Raw genomic sequence first — 12,438 nt, forward strand, 5'->3', positions numbered from 1 at the left:
TGTCATCGGCAACTTGAAAGTCGTCGAGATCTGACGGTGCGAACGTCATCTTCTTCGTGGTGGTTTTTCTTCCGGGTGCGTTTTCTTCCGGCTTTTGTTTCATAAAGGCCTGGCTGTTCTTCGCTTTTCGCTTCTTCTTCGGCTGTTGTTTTTTGTTCGTGCCGAACCTGACGGCGAGGCTCGGGCGTAGGCGCGCGCATGATCTGCCCCCAAGGAGGGTCGGTCATGAAGCGCGTCGGACAGCGAAAGTGCCGGCATTGCGGGGCCTGGTTTCGTCCCGATCCCCGCAATGCGCGGCACCAACGGTACTGCAGCGAACCCGCGTGTCGCCGGGCGAGCAAAGCCGTCAGCCAGCGGCAATGGCTGGCCAAACCCGAGAACCAGGACTATTTCCACGGTGCGGAGCACGTCGCGCGGGTGCGGCATTGGCGCGCCGAGCATCCGGGCTACGGGCGCCGAACGCAGCAGAAGTCCGAGAAGTCTGGGGATGCGTTACAAGAGAACTGCCGCGCGCAAACCCTTGCCCCACAAGGCTCGGGGGCCGATTCGGGAGGCGCTGCGTTACAAGAAGTCTTATCGGCGCAACCGGCCGTCCTGATTGGGCTGATCGCCCATTTGACCGACAGCCCGTTACAAGAAGACATCGTGCGCAGCAGCCGGCGGTTGCTACAACTGGGGCAGGACATCTTGCATGGGAGGGGGGAGCATGCCGAGCAAGCGTGTGATTTGCCCTGAGCGGATCCGGCAGATTCCGGCGCACTTCAGTTGGGTCGATCACCGGCTGGTGCGCGAGCGCTACATCGAGCGCTGTGACGCCTGTGCGGCTGCGCTGTACCTGTTTCTGGTCACCGTCGCCGATGCGCAGGGCCTGAGCTACTACGCCGACGCGACGCTCGCACGGCGCCTGTCGATGGCGCCGGCGCGTCTGGAGATGGCCCGCAGCGACCTGATTCGCGTCGGCCTGATCGCCTGGCAAGGGCCGATCTATCAGGTGCTGGCGCTGGATGCGCCGGTGCCGGCGCCGCCGCTGCCTCACGCGGACGTGACGACGCAGCTTGAGCGGTTGCACGCGGCGCTGGGGAAGCGTCGTGCTTGATTATGAAACGTACTGCAAGATTCGCGACTGCCATGATCGGCAGCACCTGACGATCACGCAGACGGCGCGCGCGCTCGGCCTGCATCCGCAAACGGTGTCCAAGTGGTTGAAGGCCGCGCGGTACGCACATCGCGCGCAGCCGCCACGCACCAGCCGGCTCGATCCGTTCAAGGCGCAGGTGGTGCGCTGGCTCGATGCGCACCCGTACAGCGCGCAGCAGATCTTCCAGCGCTTGCGTGAAGCGGGCTTCGACGGCGGCTATACGATCGTGCGCGACTACGTGAGCAAGATCCGCCCGCCGCGGCGCGAGGCATTCCTGAAGCTCGCGTTCGCCCCGGGCGAGTGTGCCCAGGTCGACTGGGGCGAATACGGTTCGATCGCCGTGGGCTCGACGCGGCGGCGGCTCTCGTTCTTCGTCATGGTGCTGTGCTACAGCCGGCTGATGTATCTGGAGTTCACCGTCTCACAGACGATGGAGCACTTCCTCGCCTGCCACGAACATGCCTTTGCCGCCTTCGGGGGTTGTCCGGCCAAGATTATGGTGGACAATCTGAAGTCCGCGGTGCTGCAGCGGCTGATCGGCCAGGCGCCGGTATTCAATCCGCGCTACCTCGATGCAGCGCGCCACTGGGGGTTCGAGATCGTCGCCTGCAACGTCGGCAAAGGCAACGAGAAGGGCCGCGTCGAGAACGGCGTGGGCTACGTCAAGAAGAATCTCTTGAACGGGCTCGAGCTCGCCGAGTTCAGCGCCATCAACCCCGCGGCCCGACTCTGGCTCGATACCATTGGCAACGTGCGCATCCACGGCGAGACGCACCAACGCCCCGTCGATCTGTTCGAGACCGAGCGCGCGCATCTGAAGCCGCTCAATGCTTCGCCCTACGACGTCGCGCGCATCCTCACGGTGCGCACGAGCAGCCAGTTTCGCGTAGCGCTGGACACCAACCACTACTCGGTGCCGGCGCGCTACGCCAATACGCGCGTCACGCTCAAGGCCTATCCCGATCGGATTTGCATCTACTACGAGAACCAGTTGATTGCCCGCCATGTGCGCAGCTACGAGCGTCACCTCGATATCGAGGATCCCGAGCATCCGAAGGCCCTGCTCGCGCAGCGTCGCCATGCGCGCGAACAGCGGCTGATGCTGCGCTTCCTGAGCCTGGGCCCGCACGCCCAGGCCTATTGCGAAGGCCTCGAGCAACGGCGCATCAATGCGCGCCAGCATGTGCGCAAGATCGTCGCGTTGAGCGAAATCTACGGCATCGAGGCCGTTGCGCGCGCCCTGCAGGACGGGCTCGCGTTCCAGGCCTTCAGTTGCGAGTACATCGCCAACATGCTCGAGGCCAGAGCGCGGCAGCGGCCCGAGGCCGGAGCACTGCATCTGATCCGCCATCAGGATTGGCTGGAGTTCGAACTCGCGCAGCCGGATCTCTCGTGCTACCGCGTGCCGGAGGCCAACGATGACCAGGATGACGACAAAGACAAAAGCTGAATCCAGCGCGCCACAGTCAGGCGCCGATTCTGCGGCGACGCTGCGCACGCAGCTTATGCAGCTGCATCTGGCCTACACGCTGCAACACTACGAGGCTTTGGCCAGCGAGGCAGCCGCCCAGCACTGGTCGCATGTCGGGTATCTGGCCCGCCTGGTCGAAGGCGAGGCGCATCGGCGTGAAGATCGCAGCGTCGCCCGACGCGTCGCGCTCGCGCGATTCCCGGTACTCAAGACATTGGACCAATTCGAGTGGAACTGGCCCACCAAGATCAATCGTCTGCAGGTCCAGAATCTGTTTCGCCTGAACTTCATCGAGGAGCACGCCAACGTGATCTTCCTCGGCGGCGTCGGGCTGGGCAAAAGCCACTTGAGCATTGCGCTGGGCCATACCGCCTGCCTGCGCGGCTACTCGGTGCTATTTGCCACGGCCGTGGACATCATCAATTCGGTGAATGCCGCCTGTGCCCATGGCGGGCTCAGGCGTGAATTGCGCCGCTACGCCAAGCCGCGCCTGTTGATTATCGACGAACTCGGATATTTGCCCATCGACCAGCAAGGCGCCGACATCCTGTTTCAGATCGTCAGTCAACGCTACGAACACGGCGCCACCATCATCACCTCCAATCGCGCCTTCAAGCACTGGCCCGACATCCTCAACCACGACAGCACCTTGACCTCCGCGCTGCTCGATCGCGTCTTGCATCATGCCGAGACCGTCGTCATCGAAGGCAAGAGCTATCGCATGAAAGACCAGAGCGACCCCGAACCCGCCGCTTGACGCCGTTCACCACCGTGAGTTTCAAACCGCCCGATTCGCGTGAAATTGACGCCGCCGCTGACAATCGGCGTGGTTGAAACGGGTTACCTGTATCCATCAACAGCGGAGGATCAGCGAGACTTCGCGTTTTCCATCTCGCATACCTCCTCCTACGTCCGGGGTTATGCCGACCAGCTTTACATCAAAGCGCGGGGCCAACAGCAAGGGCGCGCCACGAAGGTGGAGTACAACACGGACGAGTTTTATTCGGTGTTCTTAAAGCGCAGCTGGGCCGATCTGGCGAATGGTTGTCCTCCCGTTGCAGGGTTGCGGGAGGCCGAGCATGCGATCGCTGTCGTCGAGGCAGGATACCGCTCTGTCGCCAACGGCGGCGCACCAGAACCGGTCGACAATGCCTTCTAGTGTAGTGCGTCGTAAATAATGCAACTTAATCGCGATTTGCGAGTCTCCTTCCAGGTGATGAGGGAGAACCCATGAGAATCGCGGCAAAAGTTGAGCTGAGCGAAGGCCAGCGCAAACAATTGGAAACGTGGGCGGCTGGGCGGAGGGTTCCGGTACGACTGGCCGAGCGTGCCAAGATGATATTGCTCGCGGCACTGGGCCACACAGACAAAGAGATCGGTGTGCAGTTGGGTATCTGGCGAGGCACGGTGGCGCGCTGGCGAGCGCGCTTCATCGCGGACGGTGTGGCGGGGATCGAGCGGGACGAGACGCGACCCGGGCGCAAGCCGAAGATCTCTGCGCGCAAGGTCAAGGCCATCGTGGCGATGACCATGCAGCAGCGTCCCGATAACGCGACGCATTGGAGTACGCGCAGCATGGCGGCAGTGGCCGGCGTCAGCGAGGCGAGCGTGAGGCGCATCTGGCAGGCGCATGGACTCAAGCCGCATCGGATAGAAACCTTCAAAGTCTCGAACGACAAGCACTTTGCCGAGAAGCTGGAGGACATCGTCGGCCTTTATCTCGATCCACCTGAGCACGCACTGGTGTTCAGTTGTGACGAGAAGTCCCAGATTCAGGCTCTGGACCGGACCCAGCCTGGCTTGCCGATGAAGCGAGGTCGAGGTCAGACGATGACGCACGATTACAAGCGCAATGGTGTGACGACGTTGTTCGCCGCGATGAACACGCTCGATGGCAGCATCATTGGCCAGTGCCAGACGAAGCATCGTCATCAAGAATGGCTGGGCTTCCTGCGCAAGATCGATCGCAGCACCCCCAAGGGTAAGGAACTACATTTGATTGCCGACAACTACGCCACTCATAAGCATCCCGAGGTGAAGGCGTGGCTGGCCAAGCACCCACGATTTCACATGCATTTCACGCCCACCAGCGCTTCCTGGCTCAATATGGTCGAACGCTTCTTTCGTGATCTGTCCGAGAACCAGCTACGGCGGTCAGCCTTTCGCTCGGTACCCGAGTTGGTCAGCACGATCGAGCAGTACATTGAAAAGCACAATGGTGATCCAAAACCCTTCATCTGGACCGCTAAAGCTTCCGACATTCTGGCGAAAGTCACGCGTGCCCGCACCAAGCTGAATAAGATGCAATCCGTTTGACGCAGACCACTAGGTCCGTTGCCGCCTAACGGCTCTACCCGCCGCTACGCCTTGCGACGAGTTGTTGTGCGAGTCAAATTTCAACGCAGACCTTAACTCCGCCGCCAAGGGGCCGCTCTTCGCCGCTTGCGGAAGACCGCACCACGCGCGCCCGCCATCCGCCGCAACAGCGGCTAGAGAGCTTCCGCACTTCACACATCGCCAAACGGTACGAAACCGGCAGTCTCATAATGACCAATCTGCGGTTCGGCAAGTCGGACTGGACCTTCGCCGACGAGGCAACGCTCACGGCGGTGCTTCTCGATCGGCTGCTTCATAACGCGGATCAGCGGAATCAGCCCGGCATGCAGGAAATTGGCCGGCGTCTTGTCGACGAGACGCGAACGGCCCTGTGCAAGCGGCTCGACCGCGCTCGAGATAGCACCAGCTGCGTTCCCGGAGCATTGATTCAGTCGCAATCGTTTGGCGTCCCTAATACTCGGGTGCGTTGACGCTATGCAGACTACGAGCCTCGCCTCTCGACATTTGCCCATCCTGAACCTCTCGACGGATGCGATTGTTCTGGTTGCAAGACGGTTGTTCACTTCGACGCGCCGGGGATGGTTGGCGGCCCATTGCCCCGCTTGCGCAGTCGATGCGATGGCGAGTGTCCCGGCCATTGCGACGACGACACTGCCAATCAAGGTTTTGCGGCGCGCGGCAATCGAAACTCGCGAAGCGATCGCTGCATTCGTTGTGGCGCGCGAAGTAGTATTCTCGCAATGCACGCGGTCGACCGATCATCTGACTTGAGGAGCCGGGCCCATGGAAAGCATCGACACACTCGTCGTGGCGGCATTCGCTTTTGTCGCCAGCCACTTTCTCCTGTCCCATCCGCTGCGGGCGGGTATGGTCCGGGCAATCGGCGAACGGGGTGCCATGGGCGTCTATTCGCTGATTGCGATACTGACGTTCGGCTGGATGGTCGTGGCTTACGACAGGACGCCCGTCTCCGCGCCGCTATGGCCGGCAGGCAATGCGCTGTGGGCAGTTGTGACCGTGCTCATGCTGATCGCGTCGATCCTTCTGATGGGCTCCCTGATCCGCAACCCGGCGTTGCCCACCGGCGGCCGGCCCACCGCGTTTCCCGACGCGGCGCGCGGCGTGTACGCAGTGACCCGTCACCCGATGATGTGGTCGTTCGCGCTTTGGGGACTGTGCCATATCGCCGTGTTCCCGGTCACCCGGAACATCGTGCTTGCCGGGGCGATAATCATCCTCGCGCTGGTCGGTGCCGCGCTACAGGACCGCAAGAAACGGCGGCTGCAACCCGATCTGTGGCCCGCATGGGAATCGAAGACGAGCTATCTGCCGTTCGCGGCGATCGCCTCCAACCGCGCGCGGCTGGGCGGGTTCGGCATGCACGCGCTGGTGGGCGGCGTCGTTTTCTGGCTCGTCGCGACCTGGGCGCATATCCCGCTCTCCGGTTGGCCCGCGGGCATCTGGCGCTGGCTCTAGCCGCACGGTTCCACGAGATTTGTTCTCGTGGCGCAAGACTCTTTGTCCACGGTGTGTGTTCGAATTCGCGGCGGATGCGCCTACAGTGCCCTCCATCGGGTCCATCGATTCGAACGGCCAGCAGGCCGGATCAATCACACTGTGAGACAAACCATGAGCACTTCCAAAGTCGTCATCGTCACCGGCGCATCGCAAGGCATCGGCGCTGAAACCGTCAAAGCCTTCCGCGCGCAGGGGCATCGTGTCGTCGCCACGGCTCGTTCCATCGCACCGGCCGTCGAGGCCGACTATGTCGCCGTGGCCGGCGACATCGGCGACGCCGCTAGCGCCCGCCGTGTCGTCGACGCTGCCATCGAGCACTTCGGACGTGTCGATACGCTCGTCAACAACGCGGGAATCTTCATCGCGAAGCCGTTCACGCAGTACACCGCCGAAGACTACGCGGCGATCCTGAACGTCAACCTGAACGGCTTCTTTTACATTACCCAGTACGCGATCGACGCGATGCAGAAGCACGGCAGCGGTCACGTGGTCAGCATTACCACGACGCTCGCCGAAAAGGCGAACAGCAAGGTTCCGTCGGTGCTCGCGTCGTTGACGAAGGGCGGCCTGAATGCCGCGACGCGTTCGCTCGCCATCGAATATGCGCGCGCCGGTATCCGCGCCAACGCGGTGTCGCCCGGCATCATCAAGTCGCCGATGCATCCCGCCGAATCACACGCGACGCTCGCCGGGATGCACCCGGTCGGGCGCATGGGCGACATGAGCGACATCGTCAATGCGATCCTCTATCTCGACTCCGCACCGTTCGTGACCGGCGAGATCCTGCATGTGGACGGCGGCCAGAGCGCAGGCCAGTAAATGGTCTGGCGTCACCCGCACTCGCCCGGCAAGCCGATCCACACCCGCACCCATGACGCGATTGATCGTCAGTGCGGGTGTCCGCACATTGCGCGCATGATCTGATTCGCGCGCTCGACGCCACACTCAAGGAGCCCACCATGTCCGTCCAACAGAAACTCGCAGAACTCGGTCTCGAACTGCCCTCGCCTCCGCAGCCGCTGGGCAGCTATACGGCTGTCAGCGAAGCCGGAAACCTGCTTTTCATCTCGGGACAGGTGCCGCTGTCCGACGGCAAAATGGTCTATTCCGGGCGTGTCGGCGAGAACCTGACGCTCGAAGAGGGCCGCAAGGCTGCCCAACTCGCCGCGCTCAACGTACTCGCGCAGATCTCGCGTCATCTCGGCGGTTTCGAGCGCCTGCATCACATCGTTCGCGTCGAGGGGCACGTCAGTTCCGCCGATGGATTCTACGGGCAGCCCGCCGTGGTCGACGGCGCTTCGGATCTGTTCGCTGCCGTGCTCGGCGACAAAGCGGGACATGCGCGTTCAGCGTTCTCGCATAGCCAGGGTCCCGCCGACGCCGCTGTCGTGATCGTCGTCATCGCCGAATTCCTGCCCGCCTGATCGACGCGCGCCAGGCGTGACGCACGCCCTTCCCGCTTGGCGGCGCGGGCCTCGAAACGCCTCCAAACGTGCTTGCCGCCAGCCTCCCGCTGATCGCGAGACGGGATGAAAGGCCCGGTGATCATCTCCGCATAGCTTTGTCCCGGCCCGACCATGGGAAACACATCGGCGTTCTGGTCGATCATGACTTCGAGGAACGCCGGTCCGGCGAATTCGATGAACGCCCTGAGTTTCTGTTCCAGTTCAGCGAGCGATTCGTCGGCGCGGCGCTCGGTTACGACGAAGCGGCTTCGGATGGCGGCGGCAATCGCGCCGCGGCCCATGCCTGGCGTCAGCGATCCGCCCGCCGCGATTCGCGAGCGGGCGTCGTTGGAGTCACCACTCCTCGACGGCCACTTCGTAGTTGTCGTCGTAGAACGCGACGAGAAACTCCTCGGGCATCAGCCACGAGTCGACGCTCACGCTTTGCGTTCCAACGTCGACCTCGACTTTCGCGTCGGGATCGACCGACTTCATCGCATGCTCGAGCTTGGTCACATCATCTGCACGGATTTCAGTTTTCATCGAGAACTTCATGTTTCACCTCCCCAGTCAGCAACGTTCGAACCAGGCGGTGGCTCGCGATCAATCCCGGCTCGCCTGAACCTCGACCACCGTGCCGCGAGGCGTGCCGATCCAGTGAATCGCGGCGGCGAGAATGCCGAGCGCGATACCGAACGCGACGATGCCCGTCCAGCAATAGCGTGTCATCAACCAGCCGCTGACCGTCGCACCGAGCGCACCGCCGAAAAAGGTGGCCGTCATATAAAGACTATTGATGCGGCCCTGCGCTTTCGGATCGACCGCGAACGCGCGGGTCTGGTTCGATACGAGACCGGACTGCACGCCGATATCGAGCACGATCACGCCCACGATCAACAGCGTCAGCGAGTTCGCCGCGCCCGACAGCAGCAGATACGCGAGCGTGACGATGCCGATACTAGCGCCGATCACCTTGCGGAATCCGATGCGATCGGTCGCATTGCCGCCGAGTGAAGCGGCGAACGCGCCGGCCGCGCCGATCACGCCGAAGCCGCCTGCCCATGCACTGCCGAGATGCCACGGTCCGCTCGCGAGAAGCGCGGCGAGATTGACCCAGAACGCATTGAAGCAGGCCCACAGCAAGGCCTGGATCAGCATCGATTCCCGGATCGGCCGATTGTCCCTCGCGAGCGGCCACAGCGAAGCGAGCAGGCGCCCATAGGAGAGATTCGTCGACGGCACGCCGCGCGGCAGCAGGGCCGCGGCCGCGATCCAGACCGGCACCATGAAGGCCGCTTCGGCGACGTACACCGCGCGCCATCCATACGCCGTACCGATCACGCCGGCGATGGTACGGCCGCTCAGGATGCCGACCATGATCCCGCTCACGACGGTGCCGACGTTACGCCCGCGCTCGCTTGGCAACGACATCACGGCGGCGAACGGCACCAGCTGCTGCGGAACGCAGCTCACGATGCCGAGGCCGAACGACGCCGCGACGAGCGCCCAGATGCCGGGCGCGACGGCCGCGGCGACGCCGAACACGCAGGCGAGCGCGATCTGGATCAGCACGAGCTTGCGGCGATCGAACCGGTCGCCGAGCGGCAACAGCAACGCGAGCCCGCTCGAAAAACCGAGCAGTGCCGCGGCGGCGACGAGATCGACGGTCGTCACGTCGACGCGCAGACCCGCGGCGATCAGCGGCAGGATCGGCTGCGTGCAGTAAATGTTGGTGATCACCGCGCCGGCGATGATCGCCATCATGACGATCTTGCCGCGCGATGCGAATGCGGGCGTGGCGGCACTATCGGCTAAGTGGGTTGAGTCGCGCATGCAGCTCCTTGTTGTTCGTTCGCTCCGGTATTCGCAGCGACATGCCGCGATCCGGGTTCCAGTTTTGAACGGCGAGCGGCCCGTTGCCCGTTATCCGCCGTAGGTCGACTCCCATCCCCCTCCGAGCGCTTTACAGAGCGTGATCAGATTGGTCGCGGCGGTGGCTTTGCTCTTCTGCAGATTGCTCTGCGCTTCGAGCAATTGCCGCTGCACGTTCAGCACGTCGAGATAGTCGAGCGCGCCCGCCTTGTAGCGTTCCCGCGCAACGGCTAGCGCGCGCTCGTTCATGCTGACGGCCGTGGCGAGCCGATCGCGGCGGCGTTGTTCGGCGTCGTAGGTGACGAGCGAATCGTCGACTTCCCGCCACGCGCGTAGCACCGTCTGCCGGTAGACGATTGCGGCTTCCTGTTGTTGTGCTTCACGCAGTTCAAGCGTGCCCTTCAGACGGCCTCCCTCGAATATCGGCAACGAAATCGAAGGCCCAACGACGAACTGCCCGGACGCCCAGCTGGCGAGATTCGACAATTGAAGACTCTGAAACCCCGCGCTGCCGTTCAGCGTGATGCGTGGATAGAAATCGGCCTTCGCGACGCCGACGGTCGCGGTTGCAGCATGCAGGTCCGCCTCCGCCTTGCGGATATCGGGCCGGCGCTGCACGAGCTCGGACGGAAAGCCGATCGGCACCTGCGCGGGCAGCACCGGCACCTCGCGCGGTTCGGCAAGCGTCTGCCGCAGCGCACCGGGTTCCTGCCCGAGCAGCAGCCCGATCGCGTTGATGGTGGTCTCGCAGTGCGACTCCAGCGTCGGAATCAGGCTTTCGATGTTTTCCACCTGCGCGGCAGCGTTCGACACGTCGAGATCGGTCGTGACGCCTTCATGCGCGCGAACCCGCGTGAGCTTCAGCACATCGTTGGCGATGTCGAGGTTCTGTCTCGCGATCTGCAGCAGATCCTGCGTGTCGCGCAGCTCGATATAGTCGCGCGCCAGTTCCGCGCGCGCTCTCAACAGCACCGCGTTGCGGTCCTCGTATGACGCCTGGGACAGCGCGCTCGCCGCTTCGACGCTGCGTCGCACGTGCCCCCACAGATCGATCTCCCACGACGCATCGAACCCGGCCTGATACAGGTTATAGGCGGGCGAGCCCGCCGAGCCCGGCAACGGGGCCACGCCGAGCGGCGCGCTGCCGGAAGCCGATTGCGGCTGACTGTGCGTCGGCGTGACGCCGAGCAGCGACAGGATGCCGTTTTCGCTGCCGCGTTCGCGGTTGTACGAGGCGGCGCCGTCGAGCGTCGGGTATTCGGCGGCGCCGGCAACGCGCCGCTCGGCCCGGCTTTGCAGCAAACGCGAGGAGGCCGCGGCCACGTCGAGGTTGGCGTCGGCCAGCTGCTTTTCCAACTGGTTCAGTACCGGATCGTTGAACAGCGTCCACCAATCCGGACCGAACTGGGCTTCCATCGCCCGGCTCGGCGACTGCGCGGTTTGCGTGCGCTCGAAGACCTGCGGCGTGGCCGTCTCTGGACGTACGAAATCCGGACCCACCGTGCACGCCGTCAGCGCGACACAGGTCAGAAGCGCCGCGACGATCGCGCGCGCAGAGTATTGGCTCGTGTTCATTCTTTTTCCGCTCCCTCGGCCGTCGCTTCGCCACTGTGACCCACCACGACGTCCGCTTCGACCGAGAGGCCCACACTCAATGCCGATGCACTCGCCTGGCCGCGATCGATCGTGATCTTGACGGGCACCCGCTGCACGACCTTCGTGAAGTTGCCGGTGGCGTTGTCGGGCGCGATCGGCGCAAAGCTGACGCCGGTCGCCGGCGCGAGGCTATCGACACGGCCGCGGATCACTACGCCGGCCAGGCTATCCACCGTCACGCGTACGCTTTCGCCCGGTCGCATATTGCTGATCTGGCTCTCCTGGAAGTTGGCGACCACGTACGCGTCCGACAGCGGCACGATCGCCAGGACCGGCGCGCCGGGCGTCACGAATGCGCCGACCCGCGCCGAACGGCGGCCGACTTTGCCGTCGACGGGCGCGCGGATCTCCGTGTACGAGAGGTTGAGCTTCGCCTGCTCGAGCACCGCCTCGGCGTGTTCCAGCGCGCCCGCGGCCTTGTCGCGCTGCGTGCGCAGCACGTCCAGATTCTGCTCGGTGGCCAGCAAAGCCGCCTGGTCGTGCGACTGCTGCGCAAGCTGCTGAGCGAGCGTGCTCGAAGCGCGTTGTTGTTCCTGCGCCGTCCCCGCGCCGGCGTCGGACAGATTCTGGTAGCGCGACGCGTTGGCCCGCGCAAAACCGGTCGATGCGTCGTCGGCGCGCAGCGTCGCGCGCGCCTGCTCGACCAGTGACGGCTGCCGCGTAATCTCCGCATCGAAGTTCGCCACCGACGCCTTCGCCGCGACCACTTCCGCCTCGGCGCTCATCAACGCCGCGCGAAAGTCGCGGTCATCGATGCGCACGAGCAGTTGGCCCGCTTTCACGTCCTCGTTGTCGTTGACCAGTACGTCCGTGATCTGGCCCGGGACGCGCGGCGCGACGAGCGTGAAGTCTGCGGTGACGTAGGCGTCGTTGGTGGACTCGGTATTCGGGCTCGCGAGCAGCCTCGTACAGCCCCATGCGGCGAGGCCGACGACGCCGATGACCGCGGCAGCACGAAAGGTCTTCAATGGGGATGGCATAGTCGATGACATGGGAATCGT

At 63.8% G+C, this 12,438-nt stretch carries 13 protein-coding genes and 2 pseudogenes; 10 read left to right on the plus strand and 5 right to left on the minus strand.

The window, feature by feature from the left end; translation table 11 throughout:
• Nucleotides 1–225: 225 nt before the first annotated feature.
• The 10 genes and pseudogenes from OKW27_RS20025 (at nt 226) to OKW27_RS20070 (ending at nt 7,888) form a co-directional block, all read left to right on the plus strand.
• A complete protein-coding gene (locus OKW27_RS20025; RefSeq protein WP_429332867.1) occupies nt 226–735 on the plus strand; it encodes a hypothetical protein in 510 nt (169 codons plus the stop codon).
• On the plus strand, nt 707–1,096 hold the full coding sequence (locus tag OKW27_RS20030; RefSeq protein WP_429332104.1) for a hypothetical protein: 390 nt from the start codon (nt 707–709) through the stop codon (nt 1,094–1,096). The genes OKW27_RS20025 and OKW27_RS20030 overlap by 29 nt, the downstream gene beginning before the upstream one ends.
• The gene (istA, locus tag OKW27_RS20035; protein ID WP_429332103.1) at nt 1,089–2,588 is read left to right on the plus strand and encodes an IS21 family transposase; all 1,500 of its coding nucleotides are present in this window, start codon (nt 1,089–1,091) and stop codon (nt 2,586–2,588) included. Before OKW27_RS20030 ends, istA begins: the two co-directional genes overlap by 8 nt.
• Nucleotides 2,566–3,366 carry an IS21-like element helper ATPase IstB gene (gene istB, locus OKW27_RS20040; RefSeq protein ID WP_429332102.1) on the plus strand — a complete coding sequence of 267 codons (801 nt, stop codon included), beginning with the start codon at nt 2,566–2,568 and terminating at the stop codon, nt 3,364–3,366. Before istA ends, istB begins: the two co-directional genes overlap by 23 nt.
• A gap of 39 nt (nt 3,367–3,405) precedes the next feature.
• On the plus strand, nt 3,406–3,768 hold the full coding sequence (locus OKW27_RS20045) for a hypothetical protein (protein WP_429334646.1): 363 nt from the start codon (nt 3,406–3,408) through the stop codon (nt 3,766–3,768).
• 71 nt (nt 3,769–3,839) lie between these two features.
• Complete coding sequence (locus OKW27_RS20050) at nt 3,840–4,925, plus strand: IS630 family transposase (protein WP_429333246.1); 1,086 nt, start codon at nt 3,840–3,842, stop codon at nt 4,923–4,925.
• A gap of 197 nt (nt 4,926–5,122) precedes the next feature.
• Nucleotides 5,123–5,248 (plus strand): annotated as a pseudogene (locus tag OKW27_RS20055) (ATP-binding protein); the annotation flags it as partial.
• 481 nt (nt 5,249–5,729) lie between these two features.
• Complete coding sequence (locus OKW27_RS20060) at nt 5,730–6,422, plus strand: NnrU family protein (protein WP_429334647.1); 693 nt, start codon at nt 5,730–5,732, stop codon at nt 6,420–6,422.
• Between the two features lie 153 nt (nt 6,423–6,575).
• A complete protein-coding gene (locus tag OKW27_RS20065; protein ID WP_184043462.1) occupies nt 6,576–7,283 on the plus strand; it encodes an SDR family NAD(P)-dependent oxidoreductase in 708 nt (235 codons plus the stop codon).
• Between the two features lie 140 nt (nt 7,284–7,423).
• The gene (locus OKW27_RS20070) at nt 7,424–7,888 is read left to right on the plus strand and encodes a RidA family protein (protein WP_429334648.1); all 465 of its coding nucleotides are present in this window, start codon (nt 7,424–7,426) and stop codon (nt 7,886–7,888) included.
• A gap of 68 nt (nt 7,889–7,956) precedes the next feature.
• Here the strand turns inward: OKW27_RS20070 and OKW27_RS20075 are convergent.
• The 5 genes and pseudogenes from OKW27_RS20075 to OKW27_RS20095 all read right to left on the minus strand — a co-directional run.
• Nucleotides 7,957–8,142, minus strand: a pseudogene (locus OKW27_RS20075) (biosynthetic-type acetolactate synthase large subunit); the annotation flags it as partial.
• A gap of 121 nt (nt 8,143–8,263) precedes the next feature.
• Nucleotides 8,264–8,464 (minus strand): hypothetical protein, encoded by a 201-nt coding sequence (locus OKW27_RS20080; protein ID WP_090805095.1) that lies wholly within the window; start codon nt 8,462–8,464, stop codon nt 8,264–8,266.
• A 48-nt stretch (nt 8,465–8,512) separates the two neighbouring features.
• Complete coding sequence (locus OKW27_RS20085; protein ID WP_090805793.1) at nt 8,513–9,742, minus strand: MFS transporter; 1,230 nt, start codon at nt 9,740–9,742, stop codon at nt 8,513–8,515.
• Between the two features lie 90 nt (nt 9,743–9,832).
• Nucleotides 9,833–11,356: an efflux transporter outer membrane subunit gene (locus OKW27_RS20090; RefSeq protein ID WP_429334649.1), complete on the minus strand. Its 1,524-nt coding sequence runs from the start codon at nt 11,354–11,356 to the stop codon at nt 9,833–9,835.
• Nucleotides 11,353–12,429 (minus strand): HlyD family secretion protein, encoded by a 1,077-nt coding sequence (locus OKW27_RS20095; RefSeq protein WP_429334650.1) that lies wholly within the window; start codon nt 12,427–12,429, stop codon nt 11,353–11,355. The genes OKW27_RS20090 and OKW27_RS20095 overlap by 4 nt, the downstream gene beginning before the upstream one ends.
• Nucleotides 12,430–12,438 lie beyond the last annotated feature (9 nt).

This window comes from Paraburkholderia sp. 35.1 (assembly GCF_050436525.1).
Taxonomy (GTDB): Bacteria; Pseudomonadota; Gammaproteobacteria; order Burkholderiales; family Burkholderiaceae; genus Paraburkholderia; species Paraburkholderia tuberum.